The 19,484-nt window shown below is 58.0% G+C and carries 18 protein-coding genes; 7 read left to right on the forward strand and 11 right to left on the reverse strand.

Features of this window, described 5'->3' with window-relative positions; translation table 11 throughout:
- Nucleotides 1–274 precede the first annotated feature (274 nt).
- The gene (locus B145_RS0113160) at nt 275–670 is read left to right on the forward strand and encodes a hypothetical protein (RefSeq protein ID WP_018607917.1); all 396 of its coding nucleotides are present in this window, start codon (nt 275–277) and stop codon (nt 668–670) included.
- A gap of 493 nt (nt 671–1,163) precedes the next feature.
- On the forward strand, nt 1,164–3,716 hold the full coding sequence (mutS, locus tag B145_RS0113165) for a DNA mismatch repair protein MutS (protein WP_083917753.1): 2,553 nt from the start codon (nt 1,164–1,166) through the stop codon (nt 3,714–3,716).
- Between the two features lie 249 nt (nt 3,717–3,965).
- On the opposite strand, the gene B145_RS0113170 is transcribed toward mutS, so the two are convergent.
- Together B145_RS0113170 and B145_RS0113175 are read right to left on the reverse strand one after the other, a co-directional pair.
- Entirely contained in the window at nt 3,966–5,093 is a 1,128-nt protein-coding gene (locus B145_RS0113170) for a GGDEF domain-containing response regulator (protein ID WP_018607919.1), read from the reverse strand.
- 11 nt (nt 5,094–5,104) lie between these two features.
- The gene (locus tag B145_RS0113175) at nt 5,105–6,133 is read right to left on the reverse strand and encodes an alcohol dehydrogenase catalytic domain-containing protein (RefSeq protein WP_018607920.1); all 1,029 of its coding nucleotides are present in this window, start codon (nt 6,131–6,133) and stop codon (nt 5,105–5,107) included.
- Nucleotides 6,134–6,312: 179 nt separating this feature from the next.
- Here B145_RS0113175 and B145_RS25580 point away from each other — a divergent pair, with 179 nt between their 5' ends.
- From B145_RS25580 to B145_RS28650, 4 genes are all read left to right on the forward strand, one after another.
- Nucleotides 6,313–7,191 carry an HDOD domain-containing protein gene (locus tag B145_RS25580; protein ID WP_245541859.1) on the forward strand — a complete coding sequence of 293 codons (879 nt, stop codon included), beginning with the start codon at nt 6,313–6,315 and terminating at the stop codon, nt 7,189–7,191.
- A 57-nt stretch (nt 7,192–7,248) separates the two neighbouring features.
- Complete coding sequence (gene mutL, locus B145_RS0113185; protein ID WP_018607922.1) at nt 7,249–9,105, forward strand: DNA mismatch repair endonuclease MutL; 1,857 nt, start codon at nt 7,249–7,251, stop codon at nt 9,103–9,105.
- A 29-nt stretch (nt 9,106–9,134) separates the two neighbouring features.
- Nucleotides 9,135–9,860 (forward strand): pseudouridine synthase, encoded by a 726-nt coding sequence (locus B145_RS0113190; protein WP_018607923.1) that lies wholly within the window; start codon nt 9,135–9,137, stop codon nt 9,858–9,860.
- A gap of 211 nt (nt 9,861–10,071) precedes the next feature.
- Nucleotides 10,072–10,539, forward strand: coding sequence for a hypothetical protein (locus B145_RS28650; RefSeq protein WP_157288403.1), 468 nt, complete (start codon nt 10,072–10,074; stop codon nt 10,537–10,539).
- Nucleotides 10,540–10,611: 72 nt separating this feature from the next.
- On the opposite strand, the gene B145_RS0113200 is transcribed toward B145_RS28650, so the two are convergent.
- The 6 genes from B145_RS0113200 to rpsF form a co-directional block, all read right to left on the reverse strand.
- Nucleotides 10,612–11,007 (reverse strand): SirB2 family protein, encoded by a 396-nt coding sequence (locus B145_RS0113200; RefSeq protein ID WP_018607925.1) that lies wholly within the window; start codon nt 11,005–11,007, stop codon nt 10,612–10,614.
- Between the two features lie 28 nt (nt 11,008–11,035).
- A complete protein-coding gene (gene dnaB / locus B145_RS0113205; RefSeq protein WP_018607926.1) occupies nt 11,036–12,445 on the reverse strand; it encodes a replicative DNA helicase in 1,410 nt (469 codons plus the stop codon).
- A 170-nt stretch (nt 12,446–12,615) separates the two neighbouring features.
- Nucleotides 12,616–13,065, reverse strand: coding sequence for a 50S ribosomal protein L9 (rplI, locus tag B145_RS0113210; RefSeq protein WP_018607927.1), 450 nt, complete (start codon nt 13,063–13,065; stop codon nt 12,616–12,618).
- Nucleotides 13,066–13,080: 15 nt separating this feature from the next.
- On the reverse strand, nt 13,081–13,353 hold the full coding sequence (rpsR, locus tag B145_RS0113215; protein ID WP_018607928.1) for a 30S ribosomal protein S18: 273 nt from the start codon (nt 13,351–13,353) through the stop codon (nt 13,081–13,083).
- On the reverse strand, nt 13,343–13,669 hold the full coding sequence (gene priB, locus B145_RS0113220) for a primosomal replication protein N (protein ID WP_018607929.1): 327 nt from the start codon (nt 13,667–13,669) through the stop codon (nt 13,343–13,345). Before priB ends, rpsR begins: the two co-directional genes overlap by 11 nt.
- Nucleotides 13,670–13,686: 17 nt before the next feature.
- On the reverse strand, nt 13,687–14,070 hold the full coding sequence (rpsF, locus tag B145_RS0113225; protein ID WP_018607930.1) for a 30S ribosomal protein S6: 384 nt from the start codon (nt 14,068–14,070) through the stop codon (nt 13,687–13,689).
- A gap of 244 nt (nt 14,071–14,314) precedes the next feature.
- On the opposite strand from rpsF, the gene B145_RS0113230 reads away from it, so the two are divergent.
- Nucleotides 14,315–15,925: a methyl-accepting chemotaxis protein gene (locus B145_RS0113230; protein WP_018607931.1), complete on the forward strand. Its 1,611-nt coding sequence runs from the start codon at nt 14,315–14,317 to the stop codon at nt 15,923–15,925.
- Here B145_RS0113230 and B145_RS27545 read toward each other — a convergent pair whose 3' ends face one another.
- Genes B145_RS27545 through B145_RS0113245 form a run of 3 tightly spaced genes read right to left on the reverse strand, consistent with a single transcriptional unit; the run spans nt 15,926 to nt 19,308 of the window.
- Complete coding sequence (locus B145_RS27545) at nt 15,926–16,960, reverse strand: GGDEF domain-containing protein (protein ID WP_157288404.1); 1,035 nt, start codon at nt 16,958–16,960, stop codon at nt 15,926–15,928.
- Between the two features lie 9 nt (nt 16,961–16,969).
- A complete protein-coding gene (locus tag B145_RS0113240) occupies nt 16,970–17,914 on the reverse strand; it encodes an alpha-E domain-containing protein (protein ID WP_026259111.1) in 945 nt (314 codons plus the stop codon).
- 2 nt (nt 17,915–17,916) lie between these two features.
- Nucleotides 17,917–19,308, reverse strand: coding sequence for a circularly permuted type 2 ATP-grasp protein (locus B145_RS0113245; RefSeq protein WP_026259112.1), 1,392 nt, complete (start codon nt 19,306–19,308; stop codon nt 17,917–17,919).
- Nucleotides 19,309–19,484: the final 176 nt, after the last annotated feature.

The following is a 19,484-nucleotide window of genomic DNA, read 5'->3' on the forward strand; positions in this document are numbered from 1 at the left end:
AATATATTAAAAACACACCCTAGCATGTCTGGATAAAATTGGCCTGACCAGATTGGTGTTTCATCACAAGTACCCGACTTATAAACAAGGATACTTGTCACACTTGCAGGGAAATAAGTAACCAGCGCAAAACAACACGTTCCTTGCAATCCTGAAAAGCTGCCACTCATCCCCAAGCAAACAGATACAGATGAATGGAAGCCCAGGTCAACATAGAGGCTGGATATACTGAAATCGAACTGAATCTCTAGACCAACTAGGTCGGGAGCACGCTTTGAATACCACGCACTTTGCTGCCAATACGCCAGACGTCCATACGTTTGCCCCCTTTGTTCTGCATGATTGCCTGAATACAGAATGGAAGGATCTGCGCCTATCGTTCAGCAACTGGGCATGGCTGGAAGCGGAATACGGCTGCGAGCCGATCGATAACTACAACCTGAATGGTTACGGTATCGAAGGCTTGGTCAAAGCAGCCTTGTTCGCCGGTCACATCGATCCTTATGGCGAAGGCATACACTACAATTCGGAAGGTGACGCCTGCTACATCCACTTCAGCCACCTTGCCACCGCCGTTCACGCCGCCGCACTGGCTGCAATCATGATCACCGACAAAGCAGAACTCCAGCACATGATCAGGCTCGCCCGCGAACAGGGCTTTGAGGATTAAGCGGCTGTTACGATCTTTTGAGTAGAAAGTCCGAAAATGCAAAGCGCATCAACCTCCAGCCGGTATTGATCTAACACTGCGTTCTTCCAGAGTCGATCAGAGGCGCGTTGTCGCCAGAATTATGAGTCAGGCCTCTGGCTTCCTGTACGCCTTGGGGCAATCGGTACCTTGTCGCCTAGGTGATCTTCACAGACCCGCATCATTCCGAACTGGTAAGATACTCGCCAAGCTTGGGCAACTTTGCTTTTCGTGCGTCAAAACTCATGTGCGTGTAGGTTTTTTTATGCAAAATAAGTGTCAAGTATAGGTTTTTTATCGGCCCGAAAAAACCTATACTAAAATGTTAGGCGTAACCAATTGCGGCTCGGTGTAGTTACCCCATGTACACATGATGCATCAAACGTAACTCTTACAAAGAATCAACAACTTGAATACGAATCACACGAAAAATCAAGAAGACATCCTGGTCGGCATCGACAAGCACACCCCCATGATGCAGCAGTACCTGCGGATCAAGGCGCAGCATCCAGACACCCTATTGTTTTACCGCATGGGGGATTTCTATGAGCTGTTCTTTGAAGATGCCGAGCGGGCCTCGCGGATATTGGACATCACACTAACCACGCGCGGCAGCTCCGCCGGGCAGCCGATCAAGATGGCGGGGGTACCTTTTCATGCGCTAGAGCCGTATCTGGCCAAGCTGGTGAAGCTGGGCGAGTCGGCAGTGATTGCCGAGCAGGTTTTGGAGTCTGCCGAGGCCGCCAAGGCCAACAAGGGGCCGATGGAGCGGGCGGTGAGCCGCATCGTAACCCCCGGCACGCTCACCGATGCTGCGCTGCTGGATGATCGGGCCGACGCCCCCTTGTTGGCGCTGCAACTGAACCGGGGCGTACTGGGGCTGGCGTGGTTGAATCTGGCGAACGGGGATTTCCATGTGGTGGAAACCGAACCGGAATCCTTGCTGAGTCACCTGGAACGCCTGCGCCCCGCAGAGGCATTGATTCCAGACTCGCTGAAGCTGCCTGTGCTGGAATCCCGCGTGGCGGCAATTCGGCGTCTGGCGGATTGGCAGTTCGATGCCAAGACGGCACAGGAACTGCTGACCACGCATTTTGGCACCCATGATCTGGCCGGGTTTGGTGCCGAAGGGCTAAACGTGGCGCTGGCCGCAGCGGGTGCCTTGTTTGACTATGCGCGTACCACCCAGCGACAGGCCTTGGTGCATGTCACCGGCCTGAAGGTGGAGACAGAGGGCGATTACCTGCGCCTGGATGCGCACACCCGTCGCAATCTTGAAATTACCGAAACGCTGCGGGGGGAACCCGCCCCCACCCTGCTCTCTCTGCTCGACCTGACCCAGACGAGCATGGGCTCGCGCTGGCTACGCCACTGTCTGCATCACCCGCTCTCCAATCGCGTGGCATGCCGGGAGCGCCATCAGGCTGTGGCGGATTTGCTCGGTGATGCGGGCGATGGCCCCATGAGTGCAGTGGCCGCTGCCTTGCGCCCGATTGCCGACATAGAGCGCATCGCTACCCGGATTGCATTACGCAGCGTGCGCCCACGCGAACTGGCTGCTCTGCGCGAAAGCCTGGGGGCGTTGGAAGACGTGCGCGCGCCCCTGGCCCATGCAGGCAGCGCCCTGCTCGCCCGCATGAATGACGATCTGGCAACGCCGGTGGATGTGCTGCTCCTGTTGCGTGCAGCCATCATGGAAGAGCCTGCTACACTGATCCGCGAAGGCGGCGTCATCGGCAAGGGATATGACACAGAGCTGGACGAGCTGCGTGATATCCAGAACAATTGCGGCGAATTCCTGGTGGCCCTGGAAACACGCGAACGGGAACGTACCGGCATCTCTACCTTGAAGGTGGAATTCAACCGCGTACACGGCTTCTATATCGAAGTAACGCACGCCAACACCGATCGCGTCCCAGAAGATTATCGTCGCCGCCAGACGATGAAGAACGCCGAGCGCTACATCACCCCGGAACTCAAGGCATTTGAGGACAAGGCGCTCTCTGCACAGGAACGGGCGCTGGCGCGTGAAAAGCTGCTCTATGACGCATTGCTGGAGCAGCTCGCACCACAGGTGCCGCGCTTGCAGACCATTGCCCACGCAATCGCGCTGCTCGATGGGCTGAATGCTTTCTCCCAGGCGGCGGCGCGATATGACTATAGAATTCCCGAACTGGTTGATGAGGCCACGCTCGAAATTGTGGAAGGCCGCCACCCGGTGGTGGAACGGCAGGTGGATGACTTCATCAGCAATGATACCCGCATGGCCCCTACGCGCCGCATGTTACTGGTCACCGGCCCGAACATGGGTGGTAAATCCACGTACATGCGGCAGGTGGCGCTGATTGTCTTGCTGGCACATTGCGGCTCATTTGTACCGGCCACGCGCTGCCGCATCGGCCCGGTAGATGCGATCTTCACGCGGATCGGCGCTTCGGACGACCTGGCTTCCGGGCGCTCCACCTTCATGGTGGAAATGACGGAAGCGGCAGCCATCCTCAATGGCGCCACAGAACGCAGCCTCGTACTCATGGATGAAATTGGCCGGGGCACTTCAACCTTTGACGGCATGGCTTTGGCATATTCTATTGCGCGCCACCTGCTCGACAAAAACCGCAGTTATGCCTTGTTCTCCACCCACTACTTTGAGCTGACCCGCTTGGGGCAGGAATACCCGGAATGCGTAAATGTGCACCTGGGTGCAATTGAGCATGGGCATAGCATCGTCTTCCTGCATGCGGTACAGGATGGCCCTGCCTCGCAAAGCTACGGGATCGAAGTGGCGGCACTGGCGGGCATTCCCTCTGCCGTGGTACGCGACGCCAAACGCCGCCTGCGCTCACTGGAAAACCGCGAGGTGGTCTCCGGCGGGCAAGACGATCTGTTTGCCAGCCTGCCAGAAGCAGAGCCCTCCCAGGTCAGCCATCCGGCACTGACCCAATTGGCCGAACTGGACCCGGACAACATGAGCCCACGCGAAGCCATGGAAGCCTTGTACGCATTACGCAAGACGCTCAACGCACAATAAAAAGCGCGATGCAAATCACAACGCCAGGGGCCAAATCCCCTGGCATTTTTTTGTCCATACCACCCGAACAGGGAAATACCCGCCTCCCTAATCAGGCTTTATGTTACATCCTCAGTCTATGGTCAATCGGACTTGATAGATTTGCGGTCGTGACCAGCGAGGTACGCTAACGGGCCCATTACCACTTCTAATGTCCAGGAGAAAGGCTGGCCACCTGCCACAGTGGTGGCCAGTGTATTCAGGCCGTAATCAGCCGCGCCACTGCGTACCACTCCACTGGGAAGCGGTAGCCGTTGCAGTATGCAGATCGAGTGCCGTGATCTGGGCCTTCTCGGCCAGTTCGGCCAAGGGCAGGCCGACATGGAATTCGCTGTCGATAAATTCCATCAGTGGCATCATGGTGTAGACAATCTCACGCAGACGCTTGCGGGCCTCTTCCTTCGAGCCACTGCGGATCTGCGTCAGCGCATGGTCCAGACTGACGGCCAGACGGCTGAAGCGGCCCACGTTATCAGGCGTCACCTCACCCGCTTCCGAGACCACCCGGTTGCCACCGAGCATGGTTCCTTCCGACACGCGGGAAGCCGCCAATTGCAGCAATTCCTCCAGCGAAAGGTTGGGGTCGCCGTGAGCGCTGGCCAAACCAATGGTCAGGCTCACACGGATGCGATGCTCCTTGTAGGTCATCACAATCGTTTCAATCGCCCGGCGCAAACGCAGGGCAAAGGCCCCACAGGCATCCAGATCGGCAGAAGGAGAAATGACCGCAAACTGGCCTTCCGCCAAGTGAGCAATCGTATCTTCCTTACGAACCTTGGCAGAAAGCAGCTTGGAGAGCTTACGGTGGATGAGCTGCCCCACGCTGTGACCAAAGTTGGTGCACAACTCGTCGTAATGATCCACCTGCACCACCATCACGCTCACGTCGCCACGGTTGCGACGCACCAACTGCTCGCGGCTTTCTTCCAGTTCGCGGCGGGTTTGGGCCAGCTTGACCAGCGCCTCAATCCGGGCGATCAGTTCAACCCGGGGCGTGCCCTTGGTAATGAAGTCGGTCGCGCCCAGGGTCTGTGCCTTGGTGCGGGCCTCATCCTCGTCCTCACCCGAAATGATCAGCACAGGCAGGGAATTGATCCGCGACAGCCGTGAGCCCCGGATGCGCTGCAGCAGGCCAAAGCCATCCAGTCGCGGCATTCCGATATCAGAAATGACTACTTCGACGGTCGGGTCCAGCAACAATGCCTGCCAACCTGCTTCGCCGTCTGCCTCCTCACGCACGTCGAACTTGTCACGAATCTGCTTGCTCAAGGAAGCGCGAACCATGCGTGAATCATCAACAATCAGCACGCGAGGGAGTTGCGCCGCGACTTCAGTCATATGCCTTCCTTTTAACCACCACTGTCCGCAATCCGAACCACTGTCCGGCCACGAGACACCCCGTTGAGCAACTGCGTGCACATTAAGGGTATCTCCTCGAATCCTACCATCCTGTATAACAAACGGAGCTTGTCGGAATGCAAATCTCCTGCAAGTCGTATCCAGGCCTTGTGTTTGGTCGCAAAACCAGCCTGCGCAGAATCCACCCCCAACACGCTCACCCCACGCGCCACCATCGGCGCCAGAGATAAGTTCACTGCACTTCCCAGCACGTCTCCCAACGCCACCACTGCTGCACCAGGTTTGCTTGAACCCAATATCCAGCCTAGTACATTTCCCCCCAAATTATCGACCGCGCCTGCCCATACGCCGCGTGCCAGCGGCTGAATGGCGTCAAGATGCAGATCACCGTACAACAGCACGCGAGAAGCCCCCAAGTCCTTGAGCCATTGGGAATTTTCCGCCTGTCTGGTCAGTGCGCAGACCTCATAACCCCGTGCGGCCAAGAGTGTCACCGCCAGCGAACCGTTACTGCCCCCGGCCCCGGTCACCAACACAGGGCCCCGCTCTGGTTTGAGACCATTATCTTCCAGTTGCGTAAGCGCCATGGCTACCGCCAGTCCGGAACCCCCCAGGCTGATGGCCGATAAGGCATCCAGTTTTTCTGGCACCGGCAGCAACCAGCCGCCAGGCAATAAAGCGCGCTCCGCGTAGGCTCCGTGATGCTTGGAGCCAATGCCATAACCGCTGGCAAAAACCCAATCCCCGGGCTGGAAACGTGGTGCGGCACTTGCCAGCACCTGGGCGACCAAATCGCCCCCTGGCACGCAGGGCAGGCGCCGGGAAGCCACCTCTTGCGCACAACAAGCCAAGGCATCGCGCCGGGTAATCGAGGCATAAGCCACCTGGAGCAGCACATCACCATCATCCAGCTCGGTCTCACACAGGCGTGTCTGCCGAAGCCGGGTGCCTTTGCCGTGACGCTCCAACAACCACGCCTTGAAGTGTTCTGCTGCCATATTCGGATCACGCCCCATCATCGCCCCCTTGCATATGCCTGTGTGGTCGCCTTGATCTGGAGGGCGGAAACGTTATATACAGGGAGCCAGAACCAAAGGCAAGAAGTCCCCAGAAGGCAACACTTTTATGTATAAAAATCCTCAAGTTGCGCCACGAAAGTGACGTTACTGTTCACAGGCGGAACTCCGGTAGACAGATCGTGCTTGAAGCCCCTTTGAACTCCATTGATGAATACATCGCCTATTTCGGGAATCGGGACATCCCCGTGCTGCGCCGAAGCATGCGCTCGCTTGCCGAATTAAGGGAGAACGAAGACGCTGTCACGGGCCGCATCCTCGCCTCTGACGTGCTGCAAGACCCCATGCTGGCGCTGCGCGTACTGACTTATCTGGAAGAGCATCGCCCTCGTCGCCAGAACCACGACATCACCACCGTGGACCGCGCCATCATGATGATGGGCATCACCCCCTTCTTCAACCACTTTGGCGACCTGCCCACAGTAGAAGATGCCTTGGCCAAACACCCCCGTGCTCTGGTCGGCTTGTTCAAGGTCATCAGCCGGGCCAAACACGCCGCCCACTGGGCCCGCGAGTTTGCGCTGATCCGCCACGATATCGATGTAGATGAAGTCACCGTGGCAGCCCTACTGCATGAGGCGGCAGAAATGCTCTTCTGGTGCTTTGCCCCGGTGTGCATGCAGCAGGTCATGAAGCTGCGTGCCGACAACCCACAGATGCGCAGTGTTGCCGCACAGGAAGCGATTTTCAGCGTCGGCATTCCAGACGTGCAGGCCGCACTGGTCAAAGCCTGGCATCTGCCTGAACTGTTGATCACTCTGATGGACAACCGCAACGCAGACAGCCCCCGGGTACGCAATGTCATCCTGGCCTGCGATCTGGCCCGCCATGCCGCCAATGGCTGGAACGACCCGGCACTCCCCGACGACTACCGTGCTGCCGCCCAGCTCCTGCGCGTCAAGCAAAGCGTGATCATGCAACGCATCGGCGTACCAGACGAATACTGGTTGCCTGTGGCGGGGGCGGAATTGGAAGAAGAAGAGCAAGGCACGAGAATTTGATCGCTTGGCGGCCTGGGTCACGGCATAATTGCGCCTTTAGTGTGCCACTGCTGTTCCATGCCTGCCATCCATAAACTCCCTGAAGTGCTCATCAACCAAATCGCCGCTGGCGAGGTGGTGGAGCGCCCGGCCTCCGTGCTCAAGGAACTGATGGAAAACAGCCTGGATGCAGGCAGCTGCGCCATGGAAGTCCACCTTGCCCAAGGCGGCGTGAAGCAGATGCGCATCACCGATGACGGGTGCGGCATCGGCAAGGACGATCTGGCGCTCGCGCTGGAACGCCACGCCACCAGCAAGATTGCCACACTGGAAGACCTGGAGGCTGTCGGCACCATGGGTTTCCGGGGAGAGGCGCTCGCGGCGATCTCCTCCGTGGCCCGTACCCGCATCACTAGCCGTGCCGAAGGTGCAGCGCACGCCTGGAAGATCACCGAACGCGAACGCACGCCCGTACCGGCTGCACTCAATGCAGGCACCGTCGTCGAGGTTGAAGACCTCTACTACAACACCCCGGCACGGCGGAAATTCCTCAAATCCGAATCCACCGAATTCGGCCATTGTGACGACGTATTCCGCCGCATCGCGCTCGCCCGCCCGGACGTAGGCTTCCAGCTCCACCACAACGGGCGCCTCACGTTACGCCTGCCTGCAGGTGACGCCGAACGCCGCGCCCGCGAAATTCTGGGGGACGACTTCATGGCCCACTCGCGCCGGGTAGAGGTGGAATCCGGCCCGCTGCGCCTCACCGGCTTTGCTGCCCTGCCCGCCTACGCTCGTGCCAACCGTGATGCGCAGTTCTTCTACGTCAATGGCCGTTTCGTGCGCGACAAGCTGATCCAGCACGCCTTACGTGAAGCCTATGCCGACATCCTGCACGGCAGTCGTCACCCGGCATTCGTCCTGTTTCTAGAGATGGACCCGGCCGGGGTGGACGTCAACGTCCACCCAGCCAAAACCGAAGTGCGCTTCCGCGAGGGGCGTGCCATTCACCAGTTCGTATTCCACGGCGTCAGCCGCAGTCTGGCCGCACCGGTACAGGCCGCCTACAGTGCAAGCCACCCAACGCAGGATGAAACGCCCGCCCCGGCCAGCACAACGCATTATTACTCCGGCCCGACCGAACAGGCCCGCTTGGCCGTGGAAGAGGCTACGCCGCCTCATTACGCTATCAGCACAAACCAGCCTTCTTTCGCAAATCAGGCCACAAGCATAGCCCCGGTGCGCTACAGCCCGCCGCCACAGACAGGCATGCGCCCGGCGGCCCTGGAAAATGCCATCACCCATCTGGCTCCCAATGCCCCTGCCCCCCTGCCCGCTCACGACCCAACCCGCGCCGCCGCGCTGGGTTACGCGGTAGGACAAATTCATGGCGTCTACATCCTGGCCCAGAACGAACAGGGATTGATACTGGTAGATATGCATGCGGCACATGAGCGCATTCTGTACGAACAACTCAAACATGTGCTCGATGGCAATCCCGGCGTGCAACGCCTGCTCATCCCGGCTGTCATCAATGCCAGCAAGATCGAAATGGCCACCGCCGAAGAACATGCCGAAACGCTGACGCGGATGGGCTTCGATATAGGCTCTGCAGGCCCCCACGAACTCGCCGTGCGTAGCGTGCCCGCCCTCTTGGGGCGCGCCAATGTTGCCGACCTGCTGCGCAGCCTGCTCGCCGAACTCCGCGACTACCCAGCCAGCGAAGTCATCGCTGCCCGGCGCAACGAACTGCTCGCCACCATGGCCTGCCACGGCGCAGTACGCGCCAACCGCCAACTCACCCTGCCGGAAATGAACGCGCTGCTGCGCGACATGGAAGCCACCGAACGCGCCGACCAATGCAACCACGGCCGCCCCACCTGGACCCAGCTTTCAATGGCTGACCTGGACAAACTCTTCATGCGTGGCCAATAACTGGTTGCCGCACACCACAGGAACAACACATGCAACTGGATAGAATCCTCCAATCCCAAGGCCTTGGCTCTCGCAAAGAAGCACGCAAACTCGTGCGCGACGGACTGGTCAAGATCAAAGGCATCGTTGCCACCGATCCGTTTGCCGAATATGACGAAAACGGCTTCACTTTCGAGGTCGACGATTGGGAGTGGGAATACTCCAAGCTCGTCTACATTGCCCTGCATAAGCCGTTGGGATACGAGTGTTCCCACAAGCCCAAGCACAACGAAAGCGTCTTCCACCTTCTACCCGAGCCCTTGATGGTGCGTGGCGTACAAAGCGTGGGACGGCTCGATGTAGAGACCAGCGGCCTGCTGCTCTTCTCCGACGACGGCCAATTCATCCACGCCATCGCCCACGCCAAGCGCCAAGTCACCAAACACTACCGCGCCCAGACCGCACAGGATATCCAGCCCGCCGAAATCGAAGCCCTGCTCGCAGGCGTAGAACTGCACGACGAACCCGAGCCTGTGGCCGCCCTTGAAGTCAAACAGACCGGCGAACGGCAGATCGAACTGGTGATTGATCACGGCAAATATCACTTGGTACGCCGCATGATCGCCGCAGCAGGCAACCACGTAGAATCACTGCATCGCTTTGCTGTAGGCGGACTCTCAATGGAAGACGGCTCGCTCCCCGAACTCGAACCCAGCGACTGGTGCTATCTGCGCCCCAAGCATCTAGCATTACTGGGGTATCAGGTAGAAAAATAACGCGCCTCGGGACAGCCACCCTTCGTCACCATCGCATTACCACAAGACAACACTGATCGAATTTAACTTACGCATCGTTTTCCACGATCAGGATTGTCCTTACAAAAAAGCCGCTGTAATGCGGCTTTTTTGTACACGGAAGGAACCACTATTCCCAGAAATCAGGCGCAATAGTTGCTTTGATATCTTTTTTTTGTTCTAGGGAAGACGAATGAATAAGGGTCTGCCAAACTTATTTCAAGCAAGCCTGCTTGGAATGGTGATAGTTGCCACAATGGTCACAACAGCTTGGGCCGACACAGCTCTTCCAAGCAGTGCCAATCAAAATTCAACGCAAGTATCACAATCAACACCAGCAGAGAGCGGCGAGACTCCGCCTTTGCAAAACGGCCAACCGGCAGAGCCAATGTCGCCCCAACTGGCAGCAATGGTGTGCCCCAAGATGGTTGCACCGGAATATCCCGAACAGATGGTTACGCACAAAATAGAAGGGGGTGTGATTGTCGTTTTCCAGACCGGTCAGAATGGGGAGCTTTCGAGCGCAGTTCAAATCAGGTTTCAATCGATTCCGGCAGAGTATCAGGACACACTCAAGGCATCCGTTATCGCGGCCTTGAAGAACTACCGATGCAAACCCAGCCTATGCTTAATGCAAGAATTTTCGTTCCGCCTAAATTGACTAGCTCGTCCACAACAGGCTGGATTTGATACGCATTTTGCTACAACCAATTAAAAATGTACCAAAACATTTTTAGAATATGCTGCCCCAGAACCCCGCCGGGCTTTTTGTAATGGCCACTGACGCCATCCAGCTCAGGCACACGAGTGCGGCCATCATGGCGGTGGCGCGAATGGCAAGTGTAGGCCCGCGCTTGAGCGCGATAGTCCCGAGCACAATATAGGCCACCAGCCCGATCAGTTTTGCCATCAACCAGGGCTGGGCCATGGGGGATGCACCGATCGTCACAGCCAGGGCAATGCCTGAAGCTAGTAGGCAGGTGTCGATGATATGCGGCAAGATTTTGGTGAGGCGGTGCTGGAGTAAGGGGGAGCCGCGCAGCATCCAGCGCCCGCGCAAAACAAATCCGGTAGCACTAAGCGCCACAAGTGTCATATGCAGATGTTTTAGGATGATATAGCTATTCATGCGCGGGTTCTCTCTGTGATTGGGGTTGTTAATATCCGCCGGTAGATTGTATATAGTTTTCGAAGCGGGTGTATTCGCCGAGGAAGGTCATGGCCACGGTGCCAGTAGGGCCGTTCCGGTGTTTACCGATGATGAGTTCGGCCTTGCCCTTGTCTTCGGTATCCGGGTTATAGATCTCATCGCGGTAGACGAACATGATGATATCCGCATCTTGCTCGATAGCGCCAGATTCGCGCAAGTCAGACATCACCGGGCGTTTGTTGGGGCGTTGTTCCAGGCTTCGGTTCAACTGCGAGAGCGCCATGATGGGTACATGCAGTTCCTTGGCGAGCGACTTGATTGAGCGGGAGATTTCCGAGAGTTCTGCCGAACGGTTGTCGCTCTCTTTGTGGGACGTCATCAACTGGATGTAGTCGATCACGATCAGGCCCAGCCCACCACACTGGCGGTGCAGACGGCGGGCACGGGCGCGCAGATCAATGGGGTTCAGCCCCGGAGTCTCGTCGATAAAGATAGGGGCCTCGTGCAGGCGCCCCAGCGCGTAGGTGAGCTTTTGCCACTCATCATCGTTGAGCTGACCGGTGCGCAGTTTGTGCTGGTTCAGGCGCCCCACCGAAGAGATGAAACGCATCGCCAACTGGGTGGCTGGCATTTCCATCGAGAATACGGCTACGGCCTTGCACGCTTCCAATGCCACAGACTCGGCCACGTTCAGCGCGAATGAGGTCTTGCCCATACCGGGGCGTCCGGCGACAACGATCATGTCGGTGGCCTGCAGGCCGGAGGTCATGGCATCCAGATCAGTCAAGCCTGTAGGAACCCCTGTGATGGCAGCGGGGCTGTCGCGGTCATAGAGTTCCTGGATACGCTCGACCACCTGCCCCAGCACGGGCTGGATGGCGACGAAACCGGCGTTTTGCTTGCTGCCTTCGTCACGAATGGCGAGAATCTTGGCTTCGGCTTCATCCAGAATGATATTGGCATCCCGCCCCGACGGGGTGAGCGCATTCCCGGCAATCTCATCCCCCACAGTGACGAGTTTGCGCAGAATCGCACGCTCGTGCAGGATTTCCGCGTAACGGCGGATGTTGGCCGCAGAGGGGGTGTTGTTGGCAATCTCACCCAGGTAGGCCAAGCCCCCTACGTGGGTAGCTTCGTTGTTCTTGTCCAGCGACTCGAACACAGTCACCACATCGGCAGGCTTGCCTGATTCGATGAGTTTGGCGATGTGCTGGAAGATGCGGCGGTGCTCGTCGCGGTAGAAATCCGCCTCATTAACCAGATCGCCCACGCGGTCCCAGGCGGTGTTATCCAGCAGCAGGCCACCGAGCAAGGACTGCTCCGCCTCAATGGAATGCGGAGGGAGCTTGATCGCTGTAATCTCGGGGTCAGGCGCCCCACCTGCTTCGCCTTGTCCGTAGCGCCGTTTCTGAGCCATAACTACTCCAATAACAACCTGCACCCGCCGCACGATAATCGTCGTCAGGAAAAATAACCAAAGGCAGGAATCATACCCTCATCCCATCCTGCCGTCCGCGCATGAAAAAGGGCTGCCGAAGCAGCCCTTTTTCCGAACTTTCCAACTCACGCCACAAGGCGTAGGCCAGATTAGTGTTCGCCAGTCACCGTGATGGCGACGTTCACCAGAACGTCAGTGTGCAGCGCCACTTCGATCTGGTATTCGCCCACCAACTTCAGCGGACCGTTCGGCAGGCGCACGCCAGCCTTTTCAACCGGGTGGCCTTGGGCTACCAGGACGTCGGCGATGTCGGCGTTGGTTACGGAACCGAACAGACGACCATCCACACCAGCCTTGCGGGCCAGCGTAACAGCCAGGCCTTCCATTTTTGCGGCGGCAGCCTGGGCAGCGACCAGCTTCTCGCCAGCAACGCGTTCGAGTTCAACGCGGCGAGCTTCGAACTCGGCCAAGTTAGCGGCGGTAGCGCGCTTGGCACGGCCGGTGGGGATCAGGAAGTTACGGGCGTAACCTTCCTTGACCTTCACCACGTCGCCAAGGTTGCCGAGGTTGACAACTTTTTCAAGCAGAATGATTTGCATCGCGTGACTCCCGGATTACTGGTGCAGATCGGTGTACGGCATCAGCGCGAGGAAACGGGCGCGCTTGATGGCGGTGGACAGCTGGCGCTGATAGCCGGTCTTGGTCCCGGTAATACGCGCCGGCATGATCTTGCCGGTCTCGGTGATGAAATCCTTGAGCAGCTCGACATCCTTGTAGTCGATCTCTTCAATCTTCTCGGCGGAGAAGCGGCAGAACTTGCGGCGCTTGAACAGGCCACGGTTGCCACCTCTGTCGTCCTTCTTCTTGGTCGTAGGTCTAAAAGCCATGATGTATTCCTTCCATCAATTCAAAAGTTCTGATGTGCAACAAGGGCGTTCGGATCTTCGCACTGCGGGCATTCAAGAAGCCCTCTACGATCAACTCACATCCCAGGGGCAGTTTTTCGAACTGCTGGGCCAGCGGCCCCACTACCCTGACGGGTATTTCACAGCCTACATCCCGCTCCAGCCCGGCTTCTTCCTGCCGGGAAGTGTGTTCAATGCGGCAATCGAGCACAGCCTGTCTGGCTGGGGTCCACCGCAATGCGTCACGCGAGATGAGCCGCCCGGAAATCCTGATCGTATTAACTGCGAGCGTAGTCACCCTCTATTTGCACAGAATCAGACAGCATCTTCCGTCTTAACCTCTTCGGCAGCGGCAGCAGGCGCCGTCAGCGAGCGGGACTTCTCTTCCTTCATCATCGGGGAAGGAGCGGTAACAGCCTTCTTCATCTTGATGGTGAGGTGACGCAGAACAGCATCGTTGAACTTGAATGCGTGTTCCATTTCGTCGAGGGTTTCCTGGTCGCACTCGATGTTCATCAGAACATAGTGGGCCTTGTGCACCTTCTGGATCGGGTAGGCCAATTGACGACGGCCCCAGTCTTCCAGACGGTGGATCTGTCCATTGCGCGTGGCCACGGTGGCCTTGTAGCGCTCGATCATTGCGGGCACTTGCTCGCTTTGATCCGGATGGACAATGAATACAATTTCATAGTGTCGCATGCAGACTCCTTGCGGGTTGATAACAGCTCCCCGGCATGCGTACCGGTAGAGCAAGGGAACTGAGGATTATAAACAATTTCAGCATTTTGTCCAAACATCTTCCTGCCCTCTCTGCAGATACGCACCTACCCGACACCAGACCAAAAGAGCACAAGCCTACAGTGCCTCAGGGGGCTCTTCTACACTCCCTGCTGGGGCCACAGTCTGTTTCGCTTCTGCACGCTCCAGCAAGCGAGAGGGAGCCATGAAGGTCAATCTGCCAGTTTCGCAAAATGAAATCCGGCTTGAACCGGGCAAACCAATTGTTACCAAGACTGATCTGAAGGGGCAGATCACCTATGCGAACAATTCCTTTGTAGCCATCAGCGGTTTCAGCCGTGAGGAGTTACTCGGGTCCAGTCACAACATCGTGCGCCACCCGGATATGCCACCGGAGGCCTTTGCAGATTTGTGGCGCACCCTCAAGGCCGGCATGCCGTGGCGGGGTTTGGTAAAAAACCGGACAAAGGCGGGTGACTTCTACTGGGTGGATGCCTTTGTGACGCCAATAACCGAACACGGGCGCACGGTGGGTTATATCTCGGTGCGCACACCCCCTTCCCGCGAGCAAGTCAGCACTGCCCAGGTGCTGATTCAGGATGTGTGCGCAAAACGCCGCAGTTATCCCGCCACCACGATTGCGAAGCACACCAACTGGTTTTTCCCAACACTGATGGGGGCAAGCATTGCAACGGCTGTACTCGGCATCATTGGCGCAAGTCTTGGCGGCGCTGTAGGCCTCACCCTGGCAGGCATTACCGCGCTGTTGATCATCGCCTTGCCGCTGAGCCTGCGGTACTGGCTGTTTACGCCAATCAGGCAGTTGCAACACACGCTGCAATGCATTGATGAAGGTCGACTGAACGAATCCTCCCCGCGCCCACGCGGGGTCTTGGTGGGGCTGGCGCTTCAGGTCGAGGCCCTGCGTGTCCATCTGCAGGCCACCTTCTGTGATGTGATGCTCGGGGCGGAGAACGTTGCCGAACAAGCCCAGACGCTCAAGCGTGATATGAGCGGAATGGTTGACGCCACTCAGACCCAAGGCAAAGAACTCAGCGATGTAGCCGCCTCAGTGGAAGAAATGGGCGTAACCGTTGAAGAGATCTCCGAGAACACCACCCACAGCCAGCACGCAGCCAAAGCCACACAAACGCTGGCAGAAGAAGGGCACGAAGCCATCCACCGCCAGCTTGAGTCCGCACAAGGTCTGATTGCCCAGACGAAATCCTCACAGGAGCTGATTTTGCGGGTCAGCGCCTCCATCGGAGAAATATCCGCGATCACCAATCTGATCAACGAAATTGCCGATCAGACGAACCTGCTCTCCCTGAATGCCGCCATTGAAGCAGCCCGCGCAGGAGAACACGGGCGCGGCTTTGCCATTGTGGCAGACGAGGTTCGCAAACTGGCCGAGAGCACAGCCAAGAGCACCCGCAGCATCGCCGGCACAATAGACTCGGTACGTAACGCGGCTGACGACGCAGTACATGCCATGGAACAGGTGATGCGTGATGTGGAAAGCAACACCCAGGAGATCAAGGCCATGCGGCAGCGCCTGGATCAGATCGTTTCCTCCAGCCAGAACGCAGAAACCCAGGCTGACAACGTTAAAAGCATGCTCACCCAGCAAACGATTGCCACGCATCAGATTGCATACACCATGGAACGCATATCTGCCACGGTGGAAAGCAACAATACCGCCATCAATCAGGTCGATAATTCCTGCCAGTCCCTTTCATTCACAGCTGCCGAGCTGAAACGTCTGGTCGAACACATGCGTTCGGCACTGAATACCACCCACGGCGGCCAGGCTTGATTAGCGCTTACGCCGCAAGGGCGCGGCAATCGTCGACATCAAGGTGGAGAGCTGATCGCTGAACCCGTGCTGGGAGGGCTGGGTAATCTCAAGGAATACATTGCTGCCTTCGGTGCGTAGTTGCGTCATCACCACCAGACGGCTCATGATGCGGTCGCGCCCCTGCTGCTTGGCCATGTAGAGGTAGCTATCGGCCTCGCGGATCAGGGTGTCATAGTCGCCTTGGCCGCTGTAGGCGCTCACACCAAAGCTGGCCGTCACCACGCCGGCCTTTCGCATCGGGTGCTGCTTGATGGTGCGGCGCATGCGATCGGCAATCTTCATCGCCCCCTCGGTATCCGTTTCCGGGCAGATCAACAGGAATTCCTCGCCACCCCAGCGGCCAAAGTGGTCTGAAATCCGCATCCTGCGCCGCACGCGACGGGCTATTGCGGCCAGCACCACGTCTCCGATGCCATGCCCAAAGTTGTCGTTGATTCGCTTGAAATGGTCCACGTCAATCATCACCACAGAGAGCGGGCGGCCATAGCGCAAGGCGCGGTCGAATTCATGCGCCAGTAGGCTTTCGATTTTGCGCCGGTTGTGCAGACCGGTCAGCACGTCCGTCTCGGCTTCCGCCAGCAACATGCTGATCTCATGCCAGCGTCGCTGTGCGTAGATGACCAGCACAAACCCGACCAGGGCAAACCACACCAGCACCTTGTCGGGCGCCAGTTCGGGGGTCAGCCGCCAGAACCCGGCAAGAACCTGGTTATCCAGACGTGACAACGCCGCAGCACTGGCGATCACCGCCACCCATGCGGCCAGCAGATCCAGCAGCCTTGTGCGGTGGTCCTGCAACCATCGCTGGAAGATGCGCCCTGATCCCTTCATCACGCCCCCGGAGACAGGAAACATCCGGCTTAACGGCATGCGGCGGCCTGGACTGGAACGCTTGCGACAATTGTTTGCGTCCCACGCGCTGGGGATAAGTGCCGAAGCCTTGGCGACTTCGGCCCTGGCGCCCCAACCGCCCAGACGGGCAAGACAAAACAAGGGCGTGCTTCAGCCCGTGATTGGCAGCAAGAAATCGCTGGCGATCCGATTTCCCAGGTCGTTGATACGCTCGATAAAGCGGGTCAGGTAGGCATGCAGGCCCGCCTCCAGCACATCGTCGATCCGCCCGTAACGCAAGCCCGAGGCTAACTCGCCCGCGCGTCGCAACGTCTCGCGCGAGCGCTGATTGGCTACGATATCCAGGAAGTTGCAGACCTCTGACGAGCAGTAGGCCAATGAACGTGGCATACTGGGGTCAAGAATCAGCAATTCCGCCACACGGGAAGGCACAATCAGATCCCGATACACCTTGCGGTAGATTTCAAAAGCCGATACCGAGTGCAGCAAGGCGCTCCACTGGTAATACTCGCCCGCTTCATCCCGCCGAGGGGCTTCTTCGATGAAACTGTATTTCACATCCAGAATGCGGGCGGTATTGTCGGCACGTTCGATAAAAGTCCCCAGGCGCAGGAAGCAGTTGGCCTCGTCACGCATCATGGTGGCGAAACTCACGCCCCGGAACTGGTGCGAACGCAACTTGACCCATTCAAAAAAGGCGTCCAGCTCATCGGCATCCAGCGGATCAAGCTGGTATTCACGCAGCTTCAACCAAGTGGCATTGATCGTTTCCCACAATTCGGCTGTCAACGTGCCACGCACGGCATGCGCGTTTTCCCGCGCCAGACGCAGGCAGGAATAGATACTCCCCAGGTTTTTGCGATCCAAAGCCATGAAGTGCACCACGTTACGGGCGCTCACTTCGTCATAACGCTGTTGATAAGCTTCCAGCAAACCGATGGAATCCAGCGTGGCAAGCCACAGGCGCTCCACTTCATGCTCGCTTTGCGGCATCAAGGACATGCGATTATTCACATCCAGCATGCGGGCAAGATTTTCGGCGCGTTCAATATAGCGCGCCATCCAGTAGATATGATCGGCGGTACGCGACAGCATGCTCATTCCTCCAGAACCCAGGTATCCTTTGTACCCCCGCCTTGCGAGGAATTCACCACCAGCGAGCCCTCCTTGAGTGCCACCCGCGTCAGCCCGCCAGGAACGAAGCGCACCTCATTACCCGAGAGAACAAAGGGGCGCAGGTCAAGATGGCGCGGAGCAATGCCGCTGTCCACAAAGGTTGGGCAGGTCGACAAAGCCAGGGTCGGCTGGGCAATGTATTTTTCAGGGTTAAGCAGAATCCGGGCGCGGAAATCCTCTATCTGCGCAGCCGTCGATGCAGGGCCGACCAGCATGCCATAGCCCCCTGCCCCATGCACCTCCTTGACCACCAGCTCCGGCAGGTGTTCCAGCACATAGGCCAGATCATCCGCCTTGCGCAGCATGTAGGTGGGCACGTTGTTCAATACCGGCTTTTCACCCAGGTAGAAGCGCACCATGTCAGGCACATAGGGGTAAATTGATTTATCATCCGCCACCCCCGTGCCAATGGCATTGGAGAGCGTGACATTTCCCGCCCGGTAGGCCGACAGTAACCCTGGCACCCCCAGCATGGAATCAGGCCGGAATGCGAGCGGATCGAGAAAATCGTCATCAATACGCCGGTAGATCACATCCACCCGGCGCGGCCCCTGGGTAGTACGCATGAATACCTGCTCATTGCGCACAAACAGATCCCGCCCTTCCACCAATTCCACGCCCATCTGCTGGGCCAGGAAGGCATGTTCAAAATAGGCGCTGTTGAAGCTACCCGGAGTGAGTACTACCACAGTAGGGTCGAGCACACCCTTGGGAGCCACCGCACGCAAGGTATCCAATAGCAGATCGGGATAATGCTCGACGGGTGCAACCCGGTTCCTGGCAAAGAGTTCGGGAAAAAGCCGCATCATCATCTTGCGGTTTTCGATCATGTAACTCACACCGGAGGGCACGCGCAGATTGTCTTCCAGCACGTAGAACTCGCCCTCGCCCGCGCGCACGATATCCACCCCGGCAATGGCGGCGTAGATATCTCCTGGCACATCCACGCCCTGCATCTCGGGCCGGTACTGGGCGTTGGCAAGCACCTGTTCGGCGGGAATCAGCCCGGCCTTGAGGATTTCCTGATCGTGGTAGATGTCACGGATAAACGCGTTCAGCGCCTTCACCCGCTGGCGCAAGCCGGTGGCCAGCGCCGACCATTCTTGCGCGGGAATGATGCGTGGGATCACATCGAAGGGGATCAGGCGCTCGGCCCCGGCTTCATCACCATACACCGCAAAGGTGATGCCGGAGCGATGAAACAACGCGTCTGCCTCGTGTCGCTTGCGGGCCATGCGATCAGCGGGGATGCCGTCAAACCACTTTACATAGCCCTGGTAATGGCTGCGGACTTCGCCCCCGGCAGAAGTCATCTCGTCATAAAAACGCGGACGTGACGCAAACCCTTTGCTGCTCTTTTGTTCTTGGGATAAAGCCACCTGTCTCTCCTGTCGGCCTTGTTGTCGCCTGAACAGACTTCAGCGAGAAACGTGCCATCCCAAACAGGCTAGAGAAATCAGGTTTCATCCACCCAAACATGCCCAACTTG

Origin of the sequence: Uliginosibacterium gangwonense DSM 18521, assembly GCF_000373965.1 — a bacterium.
Lineage (GTDB): Bacteria > Pseudomonadota > Gammaproteobacteria > Burkholderiales > Rhodocyclaceae > Uliginosibacterium > Uliginosibacterium gangwonense.

What these genes read in the sequence shown, in the direction of transcription:
- mutS (WP_083917753.1), top strand. Translation starts at nt 1,164, where the DNA reads ATGCAGCAGTACCTGCGGATCAAGGCGCAGCATCCAGACACCCTATTG.
- B145_RS0113170 (WP_018607919.1), bottom strand. Translation starts at nt 5,093, where the DNA reads ATGACTGAAGTCGCGGCGCAACTCCCTCGCGTGCTGATTGTTGATGAT.
- B145_RS0113175 (WP_018607920.1), bottom strand. Translation starts at nt 6,133, where the DNA reads ATGATGGGGCGTGATCCGAATATGGCAGCAGAACACTTCAAGGCGTGG.
- mutL (WP_018607922.1), top strand. Translation starts at nt 7,249, where the DNA reads ATGCCTGCCATCCATAAACTCCCTGAAGTGCTCATCAACCAAATCGCC.
- B145_RS0113190 (WP_018607923.1), top strand. Translation starts at nt 9,135, where the DNA reads ATGCAACTGGATAGAATCCTCCAATCCCAAGGCCTTGGCTCTCGCAAA.
- B145_RS28650 (WP_157288403.1), top strand. Translation starts at nt 10,072, where the DNA reads ATGAATAAGGGTCTGCCAAACTTATTTCAAGCAAGCCTGCTTGGAATG.
- B145_RS0113200 (WP_018607925.1), bottom strand. Translation starts at nt 11,007, where the DNA reads ATGAATAGCTATATCATCCTAAAACATCTGCATATGACACTTGTGGCG.
- dnaB (WP_018607926.1), bottom strand. Translation starts at nt 12,445, where the DNA reads ATGGCTCAGAAACGGCGCTACGGACAAGGCGAAGCAGGTGGGGCGCCT.
- rplI (WP_018607927.1), bottom strand. Translation starts at nt 13,065, where the DNA reads ATGCAAATCATTCTGCTTGAAAAAGTTGTCAACCTCGGCAACCTTGGC.
- rpsR (WP_018607928.1), bottom strand. Translation starts at nt 13,353, where the DNA reads ATGGCTTTTAGACCTACGACCAAGAAGAAGGACGACAGAGGTGGCAAC.
- rpsF (WP_018607930.1), bottom strand. Translation starts at nt 14,070, where the DNA reads ATGCGACACTATGAAATTGTATTCATTGTCCATCCGGATCAAAGCGAG.
- B145_RS0113230 (WP_018607931.1), top strand. Translation starts at nt 14,315, where the DNA reads ATGAAGGTCAATCTGCCAGTTTCGCAAAATGAAATCCGGCTTGAACCG.
- B145_RS0113240 (WP_026259111.1), bottom strand. Translation starts at nt 17,914, where the DNA reads ATGCTGTCGCGTACCGCCGATCATATCTACTGGATGGCGCGCTATATT.
- B145_RS0113245 (WP_026259112.1), bottom strand. Translation starts at nt 19,308, where the DNA reads ATGACTTCTGCCGGGGGCGAAGTCCGCAGCCATTACCAGGGCTATGTA.